This is a genomic window from Pseudoalteromonas sp. SWYJZ98, assembly GCF_015864495.1.
In the GTDB taxonomy this organism is placed as follows: domain Bacteria; phylum Pseudomonadota; class Gammaproteobacteria; order Enterobacterales; family Alteromonadaceae; genus Pseudoalteromonas; species Pseudoalteromonas distincta.
Genome location: NZ_JADYXA010000051.1, coordinates 1 through 22,512 on the forward strand (window position 1 = coordinate 1; position 22,512 = coordinate 22,512).

The following is a 22,512-nucleotide window of genomic DNA, read 5'->3' on the forward strand; positions in this document are numbered from 1 at the left end:
CCAGTAAGACCTTTACCAGCTTGAAGTTCAGCTAATGCTTTGTTGAAATCGAAAGATTGAGTCATGTGTCACTCCTGTTTTCTTAATAATACTGAAATGACACAGATTTCTAAACACTACCGATAAACAGCTTAAAAAAGAGGTTTAAGCGTTTTCTAACATAGATAGTGCGACTGCTTCAGCTGCTTTAATACCATCAATACCCGCTGATAAAATACCGCCAGCGTAACCTGCGCCTTCACCTGCAGGGTAAAGCCCTTTGGTGTTAATACTTTGGAATGTTTTATCACGCTTAATACTAATAGGCGACGAAGTACGTGTTTCCACACCGGTTAATAAACCGTCGTTAGTTGAAAAACCACGAATTTGTTTATTAAACGCTGGTATCGCTTCGCGAAGGGCATCAATTGCAAATTGTGGTAACACTTTACTCAAGTCAGTTAACTTAATCCCAGGAGTGTAAGAGGGTTGTACTTCACCTAAGTCTGCAGATGATTTACCTTTTAAGAAATCTCCAATTAACTGCGCTGGTGCATCGTAGTTGCTACCACCAAGCTTATACGCTTGCTCTTCAAGTTTTCGTTGTAAGTCTATTCCAGCAAGTGGATTACCAGGGAAATCTTGCTCTGGTGATATACCTACCACAATAGCGCTGTTAGCGTTGCGCTCACTTCGTGAATATTGACTCATACCATTGGTAACAACACGGCCTTCTTCAGAGGTTGCCGCGACTACTGTGCCACCTGGGCACATACAAAAGCTGTAAACCGTGCGGCCATTGTCGCAGTGATGCACAAGTTTATAATCGGCAGAGCCTAAAATTGGGTTTCCTGCATTTGTGCCAAAACGACATTCATCGATCATTGATTGTTTATGTTCGATTCTAAAACCGACTGAGAATGGCTTTGCTTCAACATAAATCCCTTTTTTGTGGATCATATCAAACGTGTCACGTGCGCTGTGGCCAACGGCTAATACAACATGGCGAGTGTTTAGCTGCTCGCCATTTGAAAGCGTTAAACCTGTTACTTGCCCGTCGTCTAAATGAATATCGTCAACACGTGTGCTAAAGCGAATTTCGCCGCCAAGCTCTATTATACGAGCGCGCATTTTTTCAATCATGGTGACAAGTTTAAACGTACCAATGTGTGGCTTACTTACGTATAAAATTTCATCGGGTGCGCCTGCTTCTACAAATTCAGTAATGACTTTTCGGCCATAATGCTTTGGATCTTTTACTTGGCTGTATAACTTACCGTCTGAGAATGTACCTGCGCCACCTTCACCAAATTGTACATTTGATTCTGTATTAAGTGTGCGTTTACGCCAAAAGCCAAACGTGTCTTTTGTACGTTCACGTACTTCTTTACCGCGCTCTAATATAATGGGTTTAAAGCCCATTTGAGCAAGTAATAAGCCCGCAAATAAACCACAAGGACCAAAACCAATCACGACAGGGCGCTCTTTGATATTATTGTTAGCTTGGGCTACAAATTTATAACTTGTGTCTGGTGCTACTTTTACATGCTGGTCTTTTTCAAATGCTGCGAGTAGCTCGGCTTCGTTATCAACTTCTATATCGAGTGTATAAATAAGTAAAATAGCTGATTTTTTACGTGCATCATAACCACGTTTAAACACATTAAAACTGTGCAATTGTTCAGGTTGGATTTTTAGTTTATTTACAATTGCTTGACCAATTGCGTCTTCGTCATGATCAAGTGGCAGCTTTATTTCGGTTAAACGTATCATTTATATCTCTTTTAGGTGTCATAGCGGGGTATTATTACCGCTCACAATAAGGGGATGCAGGGCACAACGAGTGTGCAAACATTAGGCGCGCATTTTACGTTAAAATAGCCTGATATGGCACTTATTTATTGTATTTTTGGGGTGGATGGGTATGATCCACAACTGTTGTTCAAAATCTTAGGTATTAAAATAGTATGGCGTTTGTTGTCACCGAAAATTGTATAAAATGTAAGTACACCGATTGCGTATCAGTGTGCCCAGCAGATGCATTTTTTGAAGGCCCTAATTTTTTAGCAATTAGCCCGATTGATTGTATTGATTGTGGTTTATGTGTCCCTGAGTGTTCAGCTGATGCGATATACCAAGAAGATGAGCTACCAGAGTCTCAAAAAGAGTTTACTGAATTAAATGCTGAACTTGCACTGGTCTGGCCGCGCATTACAGAGGTTAAACCTGCACCAGAGGACGCTGATGTATGGAATGGCATAGACGATAAGCTTAAACTACTCGAAACATAATACATAACAATTAGTTACTCCTATATCATTAAATAGTTAATTTTTAATTTCAAAGTATTAACAAATGTACCTGGATAAATTACAATCCTCAGCTTAAGTTGCTCCTTATGAGTAATTACAGTCTAAATGGATGTTTATGCAGTACTTTATAACTATAATAAAAAAGTTTACCTTCCTATTTTTAAGTTTTGCTTTATTACTTTCAAGCCTTGATGTAGCGGCTAAAAAACAGCAAGTATCCTTATCCCGTATTGATTCAAATATCACCGTTGATGGTGTTATGGATGAAGCGCACTGGCAAAATGCAACACGTGTATCTTTACTCTACCAAGATGAGCCTAACGAAAAAGGCACTCCTCCTGTAAAAACTGATGCCTTTATTTACGAAGATGGCACTAACTTATATGTTGGTTTTATTGCTGAGGATCCTAACCCTGAGCAAATTCGTGCATCACTTCGTGACCGCGATACGCTATGGGAAGACGACGTCGTTATTCTTGTTATTGATACATTTAATGATGAACGCAGTGGTTATGAATTCCATGTTAACCCGCTGGGCGCGCAAGGCGATATACGAATGACCGACAACGATGGGTGGAGTTCTGATACCTCATGGAATGCTATTTGGGATAGCGCAGGACAAATTAACGACAAAGGTTATGTTGTTGAAATGCGTATTCCTTTTAAAGCACTGCGTTTTCCTGAAAATAAAAATGAGCTAACGTGGGGTTTTTCTGTAATGAGAAACTACCAACGTGATGTGCTATATCAGCTATCAAATATGGGGTTTGATAGAAATGTGAAATGCAGCCTTTGCCAGTTTGATAAGTTAGTTGGATTTAGTGACATTGAATCAAGTAAAAATATCCAATTAACACCTACATTAACCACACTGCGTAACGATAATAAATCCGCGTTGCCAGGTGATTGGGATAAGGGTGATATAGATACTGAAGTGGGCTTAGATTTACGCTGGGGTTTAACAAAAGATGCTGTTTTAAACGCGACAATTAATCCTGATTTTTCGCAAGTAGAAACTGACTCTTTAGAGCTTGATGTAAATACAACCTTTTCAATTTATTACGCTGAAAAACGTCCTTTCTTTTTAGATGGTGCTTCTTACTTTAAAAGTAGCTTATTTGAGCTTTTATATACACGTACAATTGCAGAGCCTACTTTAGGTGCAAAGCTGACGGGTAAAACGGGTGATCATAGTTATGCGCTAATGCTAGCTGATGACGACAATAGTAATATTTTACTGCCAACGAATCAGGGCTCTGGCTTTGCAAGCTTAAACGAAAAAACGAATGCAGCCGCAGGGCGTTATCAATATGACTTAGGTCAGCAAGGTACTATTGGTATTTCAAGCACGCACAGAGAAAGTGATGATTATCACAACACTGTATTATCAGTGGATGGTAGCTACTGGTTTAATCAATCGGATACTCTTTTGTATCAAGTGTCATCTGCTGATACTCGTAACTCTGAATTTTTAATTCAAAACTATAACTTATCTGAAACTCAATCAGATGAAGCTTATGCTCTAGAATTTACCCGCGATAAACGTGATTACAAATTATTTGCATCTTATGAAAATATTGGGCAGGACTACCGCACTGATTTAGGTTATCAAGCTAAAGTCGATTATGAAAAAGTAGGCTTTGGTGGCGGACAAACATGGTACAGAGATGAGTCTGATTTACTTACCTCATGGTCATACGAAGCTGGCTGGGATAAAACGTGGGCGCAAAATGGCGACTTACTTGAAGAAGAATACGAAGGCTTTTTGAGTTTTAAAGGCCAAAAACAATCTATTTTTGAAATTGGTTTAGTACACCGTTATGAAAATTATAATGACAATTTTTATAATCAAAATATTGGTTACATTTATACGGGCTTTAAACCCACTAAAGATTTAAAGTTATCATTATATGTTGAATACGCTAGCCGCATTGATTATGCAAATGAGCAATTAGGCGACGCGTTTGACACCCAAACCCAAATGGTGTGGGACATTAACGACCATTGGCAGCTCGATGTAAAATATAACTACAGCCAATTAGATAACCCACAAGGGGAGCGTGTATTTACAGCTAACTTAGTTGATTTTAGGCTTCATTATAAATTTAGTATGCGTTCAATCCTTAAGCTTATTTTACAATTTGAAGATATTGATAGAGACGAAAATGCCTACTTTTATCAAGTTAGCCAAATTAACAAAGACTATGGTAGTCAGCTTGTTTACTCATATAAAATTAATGCGCAAACACTGTTTTATTTGGGTTACTCAGATAGAGGTTACCAAGACGATTCACTTAAAAATATTGAGCGAGATCAGCGTACCTTATTTACAAAAGTTAGCTATGCATGGCAGCTTTAAATTTTAATAATAACAGTACTAGCGATGATTTTTAACTAGTTTGAGTAGCAATGCATCATGCGCAAGAATAATTTTTAAATGATGTACGACAGCGGAGCAAATGCGATAAAGGTTGAGTAAATATAAGTACTTAAAGCTGTAGTGGTGAGGCATAGATTAATGCGGCAAAAAAAACGACAAAGCTTATATACCGAATGTATTAAATTTTAAACAATTAAAACGTTTTTTTTATTTTTATTAATCCCACCTATACTAGTATGTAGATATAGTTAGTTAATCCATTATAGTTACAATTTTTTGTTATTCTAATGGCTTAGGATTATATCAATGCTTGCGTAGTACTAAATGCAAGCGATATAATCCGTTTTTGGTAATAGGTTTGATAGGAGAAGCAAAATAGATGGATTTTTTTTATGAATAAACTTAAGCCGCTCGGTTTTATTTTCTTAATCATAGTTCTATTTTGTTTCTGCATAAACATAGAGTTAACTAATCAGATCAACCGTATAAATCTATTTCAGACTAATATTGATATACGAAGTTTCGAGATCACGAATACCTCCCTTGATATGGCTCCTTGGTATAATCCCATTTTAAATGGCCATTATATAATTGAGCAGCCAACAGCTGATTTTTTACTTATCAAAACCACTGATACCCAATTTGTAGCAGCTGATTCTAATAAGTTAATCATGATGACGCTCGCATCACCCATGAACTTTTTATTTTTATGTATATTGATATTTGGCTCAGGTATCTACTTACGTAGAGAACGTAGAAAACGTCATTATAAAAATCAAATAGCGGAGCTTAACCGCCAAGCCAATAGTTTACTTACGGCATTTAATTTACAAGTTACGCCACCAGAGAATCCTATGGGTGTAAGCAGCTTAAGCCAATCTATAAATAGCTTAAATTCACATGTAGTTAATTATGTAAAACAAACTCAAACAAGTATTTGTCAAGATAAACTGACGCAGTTAATTGACCGCCATGCATATATTGAACACATAGACAGACAAATAAATCATGCTAATCAGGAAGATCTCAAATGTGCGCTTCTATTTATCGACTTGGATGGCTTTAAACAAGTAAATGATTCGTTTGGCCACAGTTTTGGTGATGAAATATTAGTTCAAGTGGCCAGTCGACTTGCAAATGTTTTACGTCACCATAAGTTAAGTAATATTAATAGCGCTAATCAATTAGAGCAAAACTTATCAAGATTAGGTGGAGATGAATTCTCCATATTTATAGAACTACTTGATGATAGCGACAGAGTTGTTGACATAGCGAAGCACGTGCTAAGTGAGCTTGAAAAAGACTTTGTGCTTGGCAATAAAATAGTCAAAATTAGTGCCAGTATTGGTATCGCGGCTTACCCAGAAAGTGCGTCAACCCCACAAGCACTTTTACAATTAGCTGATGTTGCTATGTACAGAGCTAAGAGCGATGGTAAAGGAATATTTAAAGTTTACTCGCCAGAAATGGGTAACAAAATGCGCCGTTATCATTATTTACTCGAAGAATTGCGTTTAGCGCTCGCGTGTAAAGATTTTTACTTATCTTTTCAGCCAATTGTACATGTTGAAGATTGTATGATTGATTATTTTGAAGCGCTTGCACGCTGGGACCACCCAGTTGAGGGTATGATCCCACCTTCAGAATTTATTCCAATAGCAGAAGAGTCTAATTTAATATTAGAGCTTGGCGATTGGATTATGCTTGAATCGTGTCGGCAAATGGCCGCATGGCATAATGCAGGTATGCGCAAAGTAAAAATATCAGTTAACGTTTCGGGCATTCAGTTAAAGCACCGTGATATTTATGATTGGATAATGAAGAAGCTAAAAAAAACCGGCTTACCGGCGACGTCTCTAATGCTTGAAATTACCGAATCAACATTTATTCAAGCCAGCCCTAGAATAATCAAAGAGCTAAGTAGATTAAGAGAAGAAGGCATCACTATTGCAATTGATGACTTTGGTACAGGTTTTAGCTCGTTAAGTACATTAGCGGATTTACCAATTGATGTTATTAAAATTGATCGCTCGTTTATAGCTCAAGCCAATAAAAGCCAAAAATACAATGATATATTAAATACAATTAGTGAACTTGGACAGAAGCTGGGCCTTAAAATTGTAGCTGAAGGCGTTGAAGAAATAGGGCAGTTTGAGCTTGTTAAAAAAATGGGGGTGAGCTCTGTTCAGGGGTATTTAGTAAGCCGACCTGAGTCATCAGCTAATGTAGGCAATAAAGTATTACGTAATAACACCAGTAATCTTTCTGCATCGGGTACAAGTGCGTGGGATATTGTTAGTTAGTTAGTTAGTTAGTTAGTTAGTTAGTTAGTTAGTTAGTTAGTTAGTTAGTTAGTTAGTTAGTTNTTAGTTAGTTAGTTAGTTAGTTAGTTAGTTAGTTAGTTAGTTATTTTACAAATAAAAATGCCACTCTAAATAGAGTGGCATTTTTTGTTTAATAAGTAATTATTGTATTAAAGATCAAATGTGCGTGAAACAGCAAGTACAATACGCTCATCAGCATAATCGTAATCTAAGCTAGTGTTTTCAGCAGCCACTTCAATACCAAAACCTTCGTAGCTTGTTTGATAAGCTAGGCGGTAGTGCTTGTACGATTTTTTCTGGTTTGTATCCCAAGCCCACTTTTCACCATCAAGTGAGTTTGAAATATCAAAACTTGCACGTAGTGCGTGATTTGGAGCTAGTTCATAAGTGTGAGCAACCATTGAAATTACATGACCCGCACCTGTTCCAAAGTAATCCCAGCTATACCAAAAGTTAAGCTCAGTTTGGCCGTATTCACTTGCATAACCAAACTTAGTGTAAGCTTCAGCGTAGTTACCGTCACTGTTATTACCTTGATAAGTGTAATAAGCAATACCGTAATCAACGCTAAATTGCTCATCAAGTTGTACATATTTACCTAAGTAAGCATCAAGCTCAAAATCAGTGTCGTCACCAAAATCTACGTTTGAAGCCCAAACACCAGCGTAAACACCACTATCAAAGGCATAATCTAAGCTGCCTTGAATTGCAGGGTCGCTATCGGTCTGTGTTACACCATTAAAAGTGTAGTCAGACGCCGCAGTGATTGTTGTTGACCAATCAGCTGCTGCAGTTGTTGATAAAAGTGCAAATGGTAGTGCTACTACAAGTTGTTTTAGTTTGTTATTCATTATTAATCTCTAGTGTACTGTGTCTATTTTTGTGTAATCAATTGCGTTTGCTTTTGGTGAGCTATCTATATTCGTTACTGTTTTAAATTTACTGTAACCAATAAAAGCTGCACAGATAAAGAACAAGCCAATAACTAATGCGCCTACCCACTGAATTTGTAAAAATTCTAATTTAAACAATAGTGTAAGTAATGATAGAGCAACAACATTTCCGATTATGTATTTCATTTTGCCAAAACGCTTTACGGTAAAGTTTAGGTTATCTGTATATAAACGCACTAACGAATCAAGTGAGTTAATTACAAATACAATACCTACAAATACCATAGCGAAGTTTTTAATACCTTGAGTTGGGATGCCCGCTTCATGGTAGTGATAAAGTACGCTAAACCAAATCGCAATAGGAATAGAAGGGAAAATCAACATTGCAGCTAATACTTGGTATGTTTTAAGTCCACCAACAAAGCGTGATGTAAATTGACCAATCATTATGCTCCACGCAAACCACCAGAATAAGTAAAACTCATGGTAATCATTAAGCGGTAAAACAAATTCATTAATGTTTGCAAAGTAAGTACCAATAGAACCTAAGTTATCTGTAAATGCTGACATTTGACTATCACCTATTACAAATGCGCCAGCCCACATAAAGGCGATTAAGGCTAAGAATAACCACGTAGTAGAGATACTTAAAATACGTACATATTTAATGTCAGTACTTGAGTACACAGCAAAACAAATAGCCGCGAATACAATTAAATAAAACTCAGAAACTATACTTGTTCCATCGCCTAATACGGGTAAATACCATGGTAGGTTTGTAAGCAGTAAATAAGCGGTAAATGCACATGTACCAATAATTACAACGTTATTGATAAATTTAACCCAAGGAATTTCGAAAAATTTCACTTTAGGTTCTATTACACAGAAATAAAAGCACGTAAGAAAGTAAAATCCCCAGATCAAAAATCCCCAGTAGCCAAACTCAATAGCCAGTGGATTTGCAAACGCGTATTCTGGGCTTGCTTTTATGTCTGCATAACCTGCAAACTCAGTTAAAGGAAACATAATTAGGCCAACATCAAGGCCAGAAGTAAATAGTATTGCTATAAACGTAAAGGTTCTAACTGGTGTTACACCTACTACGCGAACATTACCCCATTTAATTAAAATAGTGATAATAGCAAGTAAGGTAAAAATGATGCCTGCATTAAGCCAAATAGTCATTGTTACCCTCCAATAATGAATAAAAATAATTCATAAGCACTCCGTATTTTATTGTTTTATTCTCGCATTAACACAACGTAACCTATTTACATCGTGTGCCACTGCAAGGCACGCAACGGTTTAGCCCTACGAGGCTAAACCTGAGCATGTGGCTAAAATTAGATCTCCGAGCTACGTTGTGTTTCTTGCCAATCTGTTGTTATGGCAACATTCACATCCGATTTCTGTAATGGTTCTTTACCTAAAATTATGTCAGCTGCTTTTTCAGCAACCATAATAGTAGGCGCATTTAAGTTTCCGTTAGGAACTGTTGGGAATATAGATGAGTCAACAACACGTAGTCCTTCAATACCATGTACTTGCGTATTTGAATTAACAACGGCCATATCATCTTCACCCATTTTGCATGAGCAAGAAGGGTGGTAGGCACTTTCTACGGCTTGGCGTACAAAGGCATCTATTTCTTCATCTGTTTGAATATGTTTACCTGGTTGAATTTCTTCATCGCGGTATTCATCAAAGGCACTTTGTTCGATTATGTCGCGTGTTAAGCGAACGCACGCTCTAAAGCCTTCAATATCGTCTTGGTGTTCAAGGTAATTAAATAAAATGGTTGGTGGTTGCTCAGGGTTCGCAGAAGCAATAGTGACACTACCGCGACTTTTTGGTTTGTTATGACCCACATGTACCTGAAAACCATGACCTGCAAATGCACTTCTACCATCGTAACGCATAGCCGCTGGTAAAAAGTGATATTGAATATCTGGCCATTCAACACCTGGTTTTGAGCGAATAAACGCACACGATTCAAAATGATTCGTTGCACCTAAACCCGAACGCGTTAATAACCAGCGCGCACCAATCAACCCTTTTGAAACAATGCCTAGTTTGCCGTTAAGCGTGATAGGTTGCTTACACTTGTATTGAAAGTAAAACTCAAGATGATCTTGTAAGTTTTGACCTACACCTGGTAGATGATGCTGTACTTCAACGCCTGCTTTTTCAAGCGATTGAGTATCACCAATACCAGAGAGTTGTAAAATATGTGGAGAGCCGATTGGGCCTGCACTTAATATTACGTCTTTTGCAGCATGTGCTGTTTTAACGTCGCCATTTACTTTGTATTCAATGCCTGTGGCTTTTTTACCATCTAAAATCACGCGCTGTGCTAGTGCACCTGTAATAATTGTTAAATTACTACGCGATTTAACAGGGTCTAAATACTCACGCGAAGCAGAGCTGCGCACGCCGTCTTTTACAGTCATGTGCATTGGGCCAAAACCCTCTTGCTGCGATGCATTATAATCATCTGTAGACGCGTAACCGGCTTGTACACCTGCTTTGATAAAGGTGCGGTAAAGCGGGTTTTTCATTTCGTTGCCGTTATTAACGCCAAGCGGGCCTTTGCCACCACGGTAAGTATTTTCACCAAGATAAAAGCTTTCTGCTTTTTGAAAATACGGTAAACACGATTGGTAATCCCAGCCGTTTGCACCGTGTTGCTGCCATTCGTCAAAATCTTTTGCATGGCCACGTACGTATACCATGCCGTTGATAGATGACGAGCCGCCTAATACTTTGCCTCGAGGACAATGCATTTCACGGTTATCTAAATGAGGCTCGGGCTGGGTATGAAACTGCCATGCGTATTTGTCACTATTCATAGGAATAGATAACGCGGTTGGCATTTTTATAAAAATACTTTTATCGCTACCGCCAGTTTCTAGTAGTAACACGCGGTTACTTGAATCTTCAGATAAGCGGTTTGCTAAAACACAGCCCGCCGAACCCGCGCCAACAATAATATAGTCGTAATGATTACTCATAGTAAGGCGCCTTAAAATGGGCTTTCTATGTCGGCCATACCAACATAAATAGACTTAGTTTGCGTGTATTGATCAAGAGTTTGTATACCATTTTCACGGCCAATGCCCGATTGTTTATAACCGCCAACTGGCATTTCAGCAGGTGAGTTACCGTATGCATTAATCCAACAAATACCAGCTTGTAACTTATGAATAACGCGGTGCGCACGTTTAATATCGCTAGTAAATACGCCTGCGGCCAAGCCTAGGTGGGTTGCGTTAGCGCGTGCAATAACATCGTCTTCGTCGTCAAAAACAAGCACGCTCATTACAGGGCCAAATATTTCTTCTTTAACGATTGTCATATCGTCGTTGCAATCAATGAACACAGTTGGTGCTACAAAATAGCCATTAGGTGCAGATTCAGGTGAAAGCGTTGTACCACCAGTTAATAGAGTTGCACCTTCTTCGATGCCTTTATTAACGTAGCTCATCACTAGTTCTTGGTGCTTTTTAGAGATAAGTGCGCCAAAGTTAGTATTTAAATCTTGTGGGTCGCCAGCAATAATATTTTTCTCAGTGCGCGCTTTAAGCTCATCAATAAACTGCTGATATACATTTTTATGAACGTAAATACGTGTACAGTTAGTACAAATTTCGCCTTGCGTATAAAAGTTACCTAACATAGCAGCGCTAACTGCTTGCTCAATGTTGGCATCATCAAATACTAATAGCGGAGATTTGCCACCAAGTTCCATCGTGACATCTTTTAATGTACCGGCAGCACTTGCTACTACTTTTTTACCTGTGCCCACTTCACCCGTAAACGATACTTTATCAATATCGCTATGCTGCGTTAGCCACTGGCCTACATCGCCCGCGCCTTGAACAACATTAAACACACCTGCAGGCACACCAGCTTCAACAAACACTTCTGCAAGTTTAATAGCGCCAAGTGGTGTTTCTTCAGATGGTTTGAATATAAATGCATTACCAGCTGCAAGGGCAGGGCCCGACTTCCAACATGCAATTTGTAGTGGGTAGTTCCATGCACCAATACCCGCACAAATACCTAATGGCTCTTTGCGTGTGTAGTAAAAGTCATCACCAACCATTTGTTGTTGGCCTACTTGTGCTGGCGCAAGACCTGCAAAGTATTCAATTACATCAGCGCCGGTTTCAATATCAACACAATTTGCTTCTTGCATTGGTTTACCCGTGTCGAGTACTTCTACAAGTGCTAACTCATCGTTGCGCTCGCGTAAAATAGCCACTGCTTTTAATAAAATACGACTACGTTCAATAGGTGTCATTGCTGACCACTGCGCAAAACCTTGCTTAGCACTGGCAATGGCTGCGTTTTGAATAAATTCGTCGGCAATTTCTACTGCGTAAATAACCTCACCCGTTGCTGGGTTTGTTACATCAAATGTTTTGCCGCTCTGGTTTGCTAGAAAATGGCCGTTAATGAAATTTTGATAGACAGGTGTAGTCACGCTAGGCTCCATATTGCTTGATAAGTGAAAGTACATAGCTTTTTGCTAACTTTTCACTGTGTTTAAACTGATTATTGTCTGATTTACTCAGTACTGCTCTTAACCATAGGCCATCGATCATCGCGGCGCTAAGTTCTGCAGCTTGCTTTGCTTGCTCAATAGGCATTAATTGCTTAAAAGAAAATGCTAAATTACTTTGCAAGCGTTTACTGTTTACGTTTTGTAGTCTGTGTAATTCTTCATCATGCATCGATTGCGCCCAAAAACTTAACCACGTTCGGGTTGTATCATTACGCTGTTGTACAAGCGCAAAGTTGGCTTCGATAATAATCATTAAACGTTCAATGGCATTCGTTTGGTTATTTACTTTACTTATCAAGCCTTGTTTTAAGCTTGTTAGTAAGTATCTAACAGTGGCTTCAATTAACCCCTGCTTACCACCAAAATAATGACTAATAATGCCTGACGATAAACCGGCATTTTTACTAATGCTGTTTATAGTTGTGCCTTGTAGTCCATTAGTTGCAACTGACTCTATAGTCGCGTCAATTAGCTGCTGACGTCTGACAGGTTCCATTCCGACTTTAGGCATAATTTTTATTAATTGAACGTTCAATAAAGATAAGCTTAAGGTAATAGCTCTAACAATTCAAGGCTGAAGTAAATATCTAGATGCCAAAATGTAGATTAATCATTAATAAAAGCGAAACTAATGCGATAAAGAAGATAAGGTTTTACTTTGTTTTATTTTATTTAAAACAAGGGCTTGTGAATTTAATTTTGAAATTAAATAATAGTAATGATTTGTTTACAGCAATAAATGAATAAAATGTCAAAAAACCATTAGAGCAATAATAGTTAGAGTACTAATAGTATTATTTTGATACAAAAGCGCACTAAACCTGCAATTGCTTAGTGCTCTAATAAATTTATATAGAGAGTAAAATTTGTGGTTTTATCGTTTTAAAGCGGTTGGTATTGAAGGTCAGGCATTATTAATAACGCCTTTAAAAAGTAGGGGGTAACGTCTTAGTCTATTGCCAATGTAGTCATCAGCTAAAATTTGCTGGCAAATGAAATCAATATCTTTGCTTGCTTCAAATACCCAATCAAAGCGCTCTATAGCCAGTAAAAAACCACGCTTTAAATGAGTTTGAGAACGGTACTGTTCTAGGTTGTCTTGAATAATAGAGACTTTACTTGGATTAGCTTTAAGCTCTTCTACTACTTGATTAATAAAAGTAGTATTGAGCTTACTGGTCGGGCGGTGTCTTAGTTTTCGTGGGTGCATTAGCTCTCGTTTGCAATGTTATATAATTTTTTCAAAAAGTCGTCTTTATGCTTTTCATGTTCGTAGTCAAGGTGGTAAGTATTATGAAAACCAAAACGCAGTTCTACGCCGCTACCTTGTAGATATACGGTGTAACCGTCTACGTCTGAATATGCAGTAACTCCCTGATAATGTTTGCCTTCATCAGTCATTTCACCTTTTTGAATTATGCGTTCATATACGGCTAAAATCTGTTTATTGTCGAGTTCGTTTTTCATGTTTTATACCTTTTATTAAAAAGCTAATACGATATAGATATGAGGGTCGATCATCTTAAAAACAATAGCTAAAAAAGTGTGATATTACTTTGTAATTTCGCTTTTTTAAATTATGCTCAAAACTCATTTATTGTTGAGCTTAGAGCATGATAGACAAGGCGTTACTACTAAAAACTCGTGAGTTATCGGATCAATTAATTGCATTGCAAACGCCAATTAGGATACTCGATGCTATTAATTGGGATAAACAAACTAAAGAGGAGTTTTTTAGACAAAAATGTCAAAAAAATCCACTGATCGATCGTGCATACTATCAACAGCGCGATCTTGGTTTTGTACCTAGCGAGTTACGCCAAGCGTTTTCTACTTTGCACCGTAACATTATTAACCAATTGGGGCAGTTAAATCCCATAGCTCAATACATGGGAAAAATGTGCACAGAGTATAAAACAGTATTAAGTATGCTTGAGTATCGTGGAACGCCAGAGTTTCATGACTTATCGGTGGAGTTATTTGGTCACCCTAAAGATTTATTTCATGCCGGTGAGCCCTCACTTTCTGAGCTAGCTAATATGCTAGATAAACCGCTGCAAAATTTACTTATAGCCGACATACTGCCTGACGACCCTAAAAATATTGATGCTGTTGATGCAGTGCGTATTTTGTCTGAGCAAGTAACCGCTAGTATGGCAGGCATAAACGTAGAGGTAATGCTTAGCGATGGTATTGTTAGTGATGCAGCCGCAGGTGCTAATAATATAAAGCTTAATCAAGATGTTAAGTTTTCGCAGCGTGAACTTGATATCTTAGAAGTTCACGAAGGGTGGATACACGTAGGTACCACTCAAAATGGTTTAGCACAGCCGTATTTAACATGTTTAAGTAAAGGCACACCTAGCTCCACTATTACCCAAGAAGGCTTAGCGGTCCTTACCGAAATTATTACATTAAAATCGACCCCAAGGCGTTTATCTAAATTAGTAAATCGTATTCAAGCTGTTACAAAGGTAATTGATGGTGCTGAGTTTGTAGATATTTACCGTGATTACGTAGCGCAGGGTTTATCAAAAGATGACAGTTACACATTAGCGCAGCGTGTATTTAGAGGCAGTACGCCAACAGGTTTGCCTTTTACAAAAGATATTGCCTACATTAAAGGCTTTGTATTGGTTTATAACTTAATACGCGTTGCAATACAGCTTGGTCGAATAGATAGACTCCCTTTATTACTGGTAGGTAAAATATCAATAGATGATTTTAGATTAATATCGCAGCTTCATGATTTAGGTGTAATAGAGAGTCCACAATTTGTGCCACCACACTTTAAAGATTTACGCGGTTTGGCAACTTGGTTGAGCTTCGGTCGTTTTATTGGCGACTTGTCGTTTGAAAAGTTAGAAAACGATTATAAACCGTTATTTTTATAATTAATCAACATAACTTACCGACATAAAAAAAGCCCATAACGGGCTTTTTAAATAAAGTACTTTAGGTTTTGCTATCGAGCGTTGGTGCTTTCAAATATTTTGTCAGCTGAGGCTGCAACAAAACCAGTATAAAGCTCACCGTCGGCTTTAGGGTAACGAATAGCAAACTCATAAAAACAGCTAGGGATGCTCATATCACCGTCACTAAAGGTAACAGAGTATTCATCAGCAAGTGTTGACGATTGCTCTAGTAACACCTCTGGTGAGCCTTTAACTTCGCCGCCTGACGTATTAAGCGAAAAGCCAGCATCTTTTAGGGCTTGGTTAACATCATGAATGTTATCAAACTTAGCAAGCGTATTAATATTTACGGTAAAGTGATTGGCGCGGTAGCCCCACGCCGACATCCACGCTGCATATTCGCTTTCAGCTAGCAGTTGTTTGTAAGTATCGGTGCTTACTTGCCAATGCGTGCCTGAATATAAAAAGTTGTCTGCTGTAACTGCACTTTCGTCAATTTGACTTACCATATCTGTCACGATGGCTTGTAACTCTGGCGAGCATTTTTCTACTAATAGTTCAGAGATAAATACTTTTGGCTGATTAGGATCGCTATGCTCATAGTGTTTTGCGTAAAGTTTTTTAGCTTCAAAGTGGTACTCACTACATTCTTTGTAACCAATTGCTAAAAAGTGAGCGGCGAGCTTTTCAAGACTCACTTTTTCTATATTAAATGTACGCAGCGCAATATGATCGTTAATGATGTCATCTTTTTGCGTTGAACCTAAAAGGTCATGAATTTTATCTGCCGATGGAGTTACGTTTAAATAGTTTTCCCAAAGGTTCTCAAATAATGTATTTACATCAGTATGCATGTTAAGTCCTTAAATCTAAAATTTGGTTTTATTGCTTATTCAATTACTAAGCCCGGCGCTAGGGTTTGCGGTAAGCTCACTTTGTCTGACTCCACAGATGCTACAGGATATGCGCAATAATCGGCGGCATAGTATGCACTTGCTCTGTGATTACCACTGGCGCCAATACCGCCAAATGGAGCTGCACTAGAGGCACCCGTAATAGGGCGGTTCCAGTTAACAATACCGGCACGAATGCGCTTTAAAAAGTGAGTGTAGTCATCTTCACTGTCGCTAAGTAAACCTGCAGATAAACCAAAGCTTGTGTTGTTAGCTTCAATAATTGCGCTGTCAAAGTCGGTATAACGATACACTTTAATTAGCGGTCCAAAATGCTCTTCATCTGGCATGTCAGTAATGCTTGTTACATCAATAATACCCGGGCTTACAAAACCTGTGCCTGGTTTTAATTGCTTAAGTTCAACAAGGATTTGTGCACCTTTTGAGACTAATTCACTTTGCGCGGCAACCATACCCAGTGCTGCTTTTTCGCTTATCATTGCACCCATAAAAGGCTGCTCTGTAGCAAAACTGTCGTCTACAACTATGTTTTTAGTTGCGCTTATTAGCTTTTCTAAAATAGCATCGCCGTTAGCTGATTTTTCAATAAATAAGCGACGTGCACACGTACAACGTTGGCCTGAGGTAATAAAGCCTGATTGAATAATATCGTGCACAGAAGCGCTTACATCACTCACATCTTTTACAATAAGAGGATTATTGCCGCCCATTTCAAGTGCTAAAATTTTGCCAGGGTGTCCTGCAAACTGTTTATGTAATAAGTGGCCTGTGTTTGAGCTACCGGTAAAAAACAAGCCATCTATATCTTTATGAGAAGCAAGCGCTTTACCTGTTTCAATCTCACCTTGGACAAGGTTAATAACCCCCGCTGGCAAACCTGCTTTTAACCAAAGTGAGAGGGTAAATTCTGCAACGTGCGGAGTCAATTCTGATGGCTTAAATACAACGGTATTACCGGCTAAAATTGCAGGAACAATATGCCCGTTTGGTAAATGCCCCGGAAAGTTATACGGGCCAAAAATACCCACAACGCCATGCGGTTTGTGTCTAATAAACGCTTTAGCACCGGGCATTGGGTTTTCAGTTGTACCTGTACGCTCATGGTACGCTTTTACAGATATAGCTACTTTGCCTGTCATTGCGCCCACTTCGGTGCGGGTTTCCCATAATGGCTTACCCGTTTCGCGTGCAATAATAGTAGCAAATTCTTCGCTGTGTTCTTTTAATTGTGCTGCGAAGTTTTCTAAAATGGCGATACGCTCTTCAAGCGGTTTGTCTGCCCATTGTAATTGCGCAGCTCTGGCTGCTTTTATAGCAGAATCTACTTGCTGGGCGTTTGCGCCATTACCTTGCCATACAACATCGCCATTACTTGGATTGATTGACTCAAATGCTGGACCAAGTCCCACATGCCACTGATTATTAATTAGGTGTGTATTCATAAATTATTTACAGGCGGAAAAATCGCGCTGCATCTCCTTGGCTTAAATTAAGCGCATTAGCCACATCTTGGCTAATGACGAGGGTATGTTTTGCATGATTGTAATGTGCTTCTTTGGTAAATGTTGCTCTAAAGCCACTTACGCCTTGATTACATACAGCCAGCGTATCAGAGCTATTTTGTGATATGTGATCAAGCTCGCCAATCGTAACAGGGCAAACTTGAGAGTCGCGAATGCTGCGAATATTACCAAGCTTTGCTTCAACTGTTGGGCCTGCATCAAATAAGTCAACGTAGCCTCTGTGCTCAAAACCTTCTTTTTCTAATAGTTTTAGCGCAGGTTTTGTTTTTTCATGCACATGCCCAATCACTGCTTGGGCTTTTTTACTAAGCAAGTTCACATAAATAGGGTATTTAGGCATTAACTCGCTAATAAACACCTTATCGCCTAAGCCAACTAAGTGGTCCGCTTGTGGAAATTCGATACTAAAAAAGTGCTCTTGTAGCCATTGCCAAAAAGGAGAATGACCGTCTTCGTCGCTAACACCGCGCATTTCTGCGATAACAGTATCGGCAAAACGCTCGCTATGTTGAGCCATAAACAAAAAGCGTGAACGAGATAAAAATCGACCCGTTAGGCCTTTACGGCTATTTTCGCGCAAAAATAATGTGCATATTTCTGAGCAACCAGTGTAGTCGTTACACATGCTTAAAATATCAACGGTGTTATATACATTTAAAGTAGGCGAGTGGTGTACTGTTTTACCCAAATGATAATGATATAAAGGCACCGATAAACCTACTGCGGCTTCTATAGCGGTTGTGCCAATAACGTCACCTGTTTCACTGTCTTCTAAAACAAATAAATAGCTTTCATCAAGTGGCTGGTTAATGTTTTTGGCAAAGCTTTTTTCAGCACGTTCAATTTTTTCTTTAAGCTGTGTATCGTCCACAGGTAAAGAGGTAAACCCATGACCGGATTCAATCGCTATTTGTTTAAGCGCGTCAAAATCATTGGCAGTAATAGGACGTAATACTTGCATTTATTGCTTGCTCCAATAGCACGCCAGTAGGCGTGCTAATTTAAACTATATTAACCGTTTACTACGTCGCTAACGGCTTTTTCAAAGCGCGCTAAGCCTTCTTTAATATCTTCAAACGGAATAATTAAAGACGGTGTAAAACGAATTACATTCATACCCGCTACAAGATTCATCAAACCATTATTAGCACTGGCTACTAAAAAGTCGCGTGCGCGGCCTTCAAATTTGTCATTTAGTACTGCGCCAATTAATAAGCCTTTACCACGTACTTCGCTAAATACGTTGTATTTTTCATTAATTGCGTTTAATCCGTCACGGAATAATTGCTCGCGCTCTTTAACACCGTTTAGTACGTCTGGTGTATTTACTGTATCAAATGCCGCTTCGGCCACAGCACAAGCAAGTGCGTTTCCGCCATAAGTAGAACCGTGAGTACCAATTTTTAAATGCTCAGCAATAGGTGTACGAGTGATCATAGCGCCAATTGGAAAACCACCACCCAATGCTTTTGCCGTTGTTAAAATGTCAGGAACAACCCCTAAACCTTCATAAGCGTATAAATCGCCTGTGCGGCCAACACCCGTTTGTACTTCATCAAAAATAAGTAACGCGTTATGTTTAGTACAAAGTTCACGTACTTTTTTAGCAAATTCATCTGTTGGTGAAATAATACCGCCTTCACCTTGTAATGGTTCCATCATAACAGCACATGTTTTATTGCTGATCAGCGCTTCAAATGCCGCTATATCGTTAAAATCACAATGTACTATGTCAGCAGGTTTTGGACCAAAGCCATCTGAATAAGCCGCTTGCCCGCCCACAGTTACTGTAAAGAATGTGCGACCATGAAAACCTTTATTAAATGCAATAATTTGCGTTTTTTCAACGCCATATACGTCCAATGCATAACGACGAGCTAACTTAAGCGCGGCTTCGTTTGCTTCTGCGCCTGAGTTTGCAAAGTAAACTTTATCAGCAAATGTTGCTTCAACCATTTTTTGAGCTAAACGAAGTGCTGGCTCATTAGTCATAACATTTGATAAATGCCAAATTTTTTCGCCTTGCTCTTTTAATGCTTTAACTAATGCAGGATGACAGTGACCCAAACAGTTAACGGCAATACCACCGGCAAAATCAATGAACTCATTGTTATTTTGATCCCAAACGCGTGAACCTTCACCACGAACAGGGATAATTGCTGATGGGTTATAGTTTGGTACCATTACGTCGTTAAATAAGTCTCTTGTTACTTGCATTTTTACACCTAAATTTAATGGGCTTAGATAAAAGATTAGTTGCTAACTCAAAGAAGAATATAGCCTTTATTCTTCAGCAAACACGTTATTATTCCTGTTAGGTGCCATTATCGAAGGTTAGCAGTGAAAATTGCAGTGCTATTTTGTGAAAAATGATTAAAATAAAAGTCAAAATAACGAAGAAAATTACCATTATGATAACTCCACAAGATGAAAAGCTACTTTCTGTACTAAAAACAAATGCAAGAGCGAGTATTTCTGATCTTGCGCGAATGCTTGACTTATCTCGTTCAACAGTACAAAGCCGAATGCTCAAATTAGAAGAAACCGGTGTGATTAAAGGTTACAGCGTTGATTACGGTGACGACTACCTTAGTAAAATGGTATCAGCTCATGTGTCTATAAAAGTAAGACAAAAATTAACGACTAAAACAAACATTGAGCTCAAGCAAATTGATGCTATTTCACAGCTATATGCCATAAGTGGTGAGTTTGATTTAATTGCTGTAGTACAAGCTCAAAATTTAGAACAGCTTAGTCATTTGTTAGACGATATAGGAAATCTTGATGGGGTGGAGCGCACAACATCTTCTGTTATTTTAGAAACTAAATTTAAGCGCTAGAGTTGGGTAGTTCCTTTGTTTTTAGTCGTTAAGTGAAGACTCGGTATACCTTAGGTCAATAATAAAAAGGCTAGGGTCTGTTGAACCTTCAAGGTTAAATTAACAGCCCCCAAAAGGTTCTTCCTAGGCGCTATTTTCTCTTGGTTGCCTACATAGATGTAGGGTAGGGGCGTGAGCAGGGCGCGGAAGCATTGCTAGGTTTTTACTTATTCTTACATGGATATAAGCAATTAGATTAACGCAGGAGCAGTTATCGAGCACACTAGGTTATAAATCTTGCGCCGCAATTAAATAGCGCCTAGTGTGAGCAAATTTTTATCCGCAATGATAAACAGACCCTAGATATAAATGCATTAATTTAAATGTTTAAGCGTGCTTTTTATAAGTTAATAGCAATAAATCATAGGTTTAAATATTGAAGCCATTGATAAGGTACAAAATTTTGTAAGGAAAATTTATACTTTTTTAATAAGCATGACTATACTTATTTTAATTTGTACAATATTTAGCAATGGATTATGCCCGTATATCTTTTTACTCTTTTGTTAGGTTTAACTGAGCCTCTCCAGTTTGGGACAAACTTACCCACCACAGCACCTAATAATGCAGTCAACCAAGTCGAGTGTATTTTATTTGAAATGGGAGCTCCTTTCCAGCTACAAACCTTGCCATGGTTACGTGCTCGTAGAGAAGTAAAGTTAGAGCGCTTAGATGGATATTTCACAACCCATTTAATGCCTGAAATGAAAGCTTATGGACGTATATCATCCCCCATTTTTTTAGAAAGCTGGTACTGGTTTACTCACCCAGAGAGCATTAATAAATCAAAAAATAAAATGCTTTATGGTGCAGTAAGAGGAAGTTATCAAGCAAATTGGTTTAAAACTCAAAATATTATTGCTGAGGTAGAAGTAAATTCATTAGAAGAAATAGTAAATGTAATGCACCATAAACGGATTGATAGAATCCTACTTGATTTAGATGATTTTGAATTAGCAGCCTCTAAGCTAGGGATTAATAAAGACGAGTACCAAAAAGAATTTTTTAGATATGTACCTTTGGGATTATTTGCTTCGCATTCACTTATCAAACGCCTTCCTGAATTTATGCAGCAGTTCGATGAAAATATAAATACTTGTGCGCAAGCTCCATTTTCACTATCAAAAAGTGAAAAAAGCAAATACTTGATAGGCTCTACAGTAGCGCTAAAACCTTATTAAACTTACCTAGTTTAGTCGAAGAAGTTCAAATAAGTAATGAGTCTCCTTTGAGTGAGCCTGAAATTAAGAAACGAGACCAGCTTTGGATAAAAGAAAGTAAACACGTTGGGCGTGCTGATGGGTTAACTATGCTTGATTTACCGTTATCTAAGGTATTTAAAAAATGGCAATCGCAGTTTAAAGGTGTTGTTACTGAGCTTATATTGACTGATAGCCAAGGAAAAAATATAGCAATAAGTAAGTTAACAAGTGATTACTGGCAAGGAGATGAAAATAAGTTTTCTAAAATATTTAAACAGTCAAAGGACTATAACTTTGATAGCGTTACATATGATGCATCAACACATCATTTTCAAGTACAGCTAAGTTTTCCTGTTTTAGATGATAATAATAGTCATATTGGAGTGTTGATTTTAGGTGTTGATGTAGAAAAAGCACTCCATTCGTCAAACGAAAAGAGTAACTAACTCGATACCTTTCATAAGTTAGCTAAGCTTTAGAACTTTAGCTTAGCTAACATTATAGAGCCTGTAACGGATTCTGTGTAACTGCCCGTTTTTAGATTTTAAATATGCTTGCTGAGTCGTTCCTCAAATTCAATGATAAAACGACTCATTGCATTTCGCCAGTCTCGAATTGGCATCG

General features: G+C 38.3%; 19 protein-coding genes. 7 read left to right on the top strand and 12 right to left on the bottom strand.

Annotation, left to right across the window (positions count from 1 at the left end):
• Window positions 1–144: 144 nt before the first annotated feature.
• Window positions 145–1,752, bottom strand: coding sequence for an NAD(P)/FAD-dependent oxidoreductase (locus I6F10_RS18070; RefSeq protein WP_165744712.1), 1,608 nt, complete (start codon window positions 1,750–1,752; stop codon window positions 145–147).
• A gap of 194 nt (window positions 1,753–1,946) precedes the next feature.
• Between I6F10_RS18070 and fdxA the strand changes: the two genes are divergently transcribed.
• The 3 genes from fdxA to I6F10_RS18085 all read left to right on the top strand — a co-directional run bounded on the left by fdxA (window position 1,947) and on the right by I6F10_RS18085 (window position 6,974).
• The gene (gene fdxA, locus I6F10_RS18075) at window positions 1,947–2,270 is read left to right on the top strand and encodes a ferredoxin FdxA (RefSeq protein ID WP_002958626.1); all 324 of its coding nucleotides are present in this window, start codon (window positions 1,947–1,949) and stop codon (window positions 2,268–2,270) included.
• 136 nt (window positions 2,271–2,406) lie between these two features.
• Complete coding sequence (locus I6F10_RS18080) at window positions 2,407–4,650, top strand: carbohydrate binding family 9 domain-containing protein (RefSeq protein WP_165744714.1); 2,244 nt, start codon at window positions 2,407–2,409, stop codon at window positions 4,648–4,650.
• 569 nt (window positions 4,651–5,219) lie between these two features.
• Window positions 5,220–6,974: a putative bifunctional diguanylate cyclase/phosphodiesterase gene (locus I6F10_RS18085; RefSeq protein WP_442960913.1), complete on the top strand. Its 1,755-nt coding sequence runs from the start codon at window positions 5,220–5,222 to the stop codon at window positions 6,972–6,974.
• Between the two features lie 170 nt (window positions 6,975–7,144).
• On the opposite strand, the gene I6F10_RS18090 is transcribed toward I6F10_RS18085, so the two are convergent.
• From I6F10_RS18090 to I6F10_RS18120, 7 genes are all read right to left on the bottom strand, one after another.
• The gene (locus I6F10_RS18090; RefSeq protein ID WP_024603578.1) at window positions 7,145–7,846 is read right to left on the bottom strand and encodes a TorF family putative porin; all 702 of its coding nucleotides are present in this window, start codon (window positions 7,844–7,846) and stop codon (window positions 7,145–7,147) included.
• A gap of 9 nt (window positions 7,847–7,855) precedes the next feature.
• Window positions 7,856–9,073, bottom strand: coding sequence for a BCCT family transporter (locus I6F10_RS18095; protein ID WP_165744717.1), 1,218 nt, complete (start codon window positions 9,071–9,073; stop codon window positions 7,856–7,858).
• Between the two features lie 158 nt (window positions 9,074–9,231).
• Window positions 9,232–10,899 carry a choline dehydrogenase gene (betA, locus tag I6F10_RS18100; protein ID WP_165744719.1) on the bottom strand — a complete coding sequence of 556 codons (1,668 nt, stop codon included), beginning with the start codon at window positions 10,897–10,899 and terminating at the stop codon, window positions 9,232–9,234.
• An 11-nt stretch (window positions 10,900–10,910) separates the two neighbouring features.
• Window positions 10,911–12,374 carry a betaine-aldehyde dehydrogenase gene (betB, locus tag I6F10_RS18105; protein ID WP_002958619.1) on the bottom strand — a complete coding sequence of 488 codons (1,464 nt, stop codon included), beginning with the start codon at window positions 12,372–12,374 and terminating at the stop codon, window positions 10,911–10,913.
• A gap of 1 nt (window position 12,375) precedes the next feature.
• The gene (gene betI / locus I6F10_RS18110) at window positions 12,376–12,951 is read right to left on the bottom strand and encodes a transcriptional regulator BetI (protein ID WP_010553010.1); all 576 of its coding nucleotides are present in this window, start codon (window positions 12,949–12,951) and stop codon (window positions 12,376–12,378) included.
• A gap of 408 nt (window positions 12,952–13,359) precedes the next feature.
• Window positions 13,360–13,665 (bottom strand): hypothetical protein, encoded by a 306-nt coding sequence (locus I6F10_RS18115; RefSeq protein ID WP_002958617.1) that lies wholly within the window; start codon window positions 13,663–13,665, stop codon window positions 13,360–13,362.
• The gene (locus I6F10_RS18120; protein ID WP_008169639.1) at window positions 13,665–13,922 is read right to left on the bottom strand and encodes a DUF3081 domain-containing protein; all 258 of its coding nucleotides are present in this window, start codon (window positions 13,920–13,922) and stop codon (window positions 13,665–13,667) included. Before I6F10_RS18120 ends, I6F10_RS18115 begins: the two co-directional genes overlap by 1 nt.
• Window positions 13,923–14,068: 146 nt before the next feature.
• On the opposite strand from I6F10_RS18120, the gene I6F10_RS18125 reads away from it, so the two are divergent.
• Window positions 14,069–15,349, top strand: a complete 1,281-nt coding sequence (locus I6F10_RS18125; RefSeq protein WP_002958615.1) for a flavohemoglobin expression-modulating QEGLA motif protein — start codon at window positions 14,069–14,071, stop codon at window positions 15,347–15,349.
• Window positions 15,350–15,420: 71 nt separating this feature from the next.
• Here I6F10_RS18125 and I6F10_RS18130 read toward each other — a convergent pair whose 3' ends face one another.
• From I6F10_RS18130 to I6F10_RS18145, 4 genes are read right to left on the bottom strand one after another with little or no spacing between them, the layout of a single operon-like run.
• Window positions 15,421–16,224, bottom strand: a complete 804-nt coding sequence (locus tag I6F10_RS18130) for a DUF1338 domain-containing protein (RefSeq protein WP_165744721.1) — start codon at window positions 16,222–16,224, stop codon at window positions 15,421–15,423.
• A 35-nt stretch (window positions 16,225–16,259) separates the two neighbouring features.
• Window positions 16,260–17,726 (bottom strand): succinylglutamate-semialdehyde dehydrogenase, encoded by a 1,467-nt coding sequence (gene astD / locus I6F10_RS18135; protein ID WP_165744723.1) that lies wholly within the window; start codon window positions 17,724–17,726, stop codon window positions 16,260–16,262.
• A 7-nt stretch (window positions 17,727–17,733) separates the two neighbouring features.
• Window positions 17,734–18,768 carry an arginine N-succinyltransferase gene (astA, locus tag I6F10_RS18140; RefSeq protein ID WP_138490431.1) on the bottom strand — a complete coding sequence of 345 codons (1,035 nt, stop codon included), beginning with the start codon at window positions 18,766–18,768 and terminating at the stop codon, window positions 17,734–17,736.
• Between the two features lie 50 nt (window positions 18,769–18,818).
• A complete protein-coding gene (locus I6F10_RS18145; protein WP_165744725.1) occupies window positions 18,819–20,024 on the bottom strand; it encodes an aspartate aminotransferase family protein in 1,206 nt (401 codons plus the stop codon).
• Window positions 20,025–20,218: 194 nt separating this feature from the next.
• Here I6F10_RS18145 and I6F10_RS18150 point away from each other — a divergent pair, with 194 nt between their 5' ends.
• The 3 genes from I6F10_RS18150 to I6F10_RS20340 all read left to right on the top strand — a co-directional run bounded on the left by I6F10_RS18150 (window position 20,219) and on the right by I6F10_RS20340 (window position 22,334).
• Window positions 20,219–20,647, top strand: coding sequence for an Lrp/AsnC family transcriptional regulator (locus tag I6F10_RS18150; RefSeq protein ID WP_002958609.1), 429 nt, complete (start codon window positions 20,219–20,221; stop codon window positions 20,645–20,647).
• Window positions 20,648–21,165: 518 nt separating this feature from the next.
• Complete coding sequence (locus tag I6F10_RS20335; protein WP_231620004.1) at window positions 21,166–21,867, top strand: hypothetical protein; 702 nt, start codon at window positions 21,166–21,168, stop codon at window positions 21,865–21,867.
• 47 nt (window positions 21,868–21,914) lie between these two features.
• On the top strand, window positions 21,915–22,334 hold the full coding sequence (locus tag I6F10_RS20340) for a cache domain-containing protein (RefSeq protein WP_231620005.1): 420 nt from the start codon (window positions 21,915–21,917) through the stop codon (window positions 22,332–22,334).
• Window positions 22,335–22,512 lie beyond the last annotated feature (178 nt).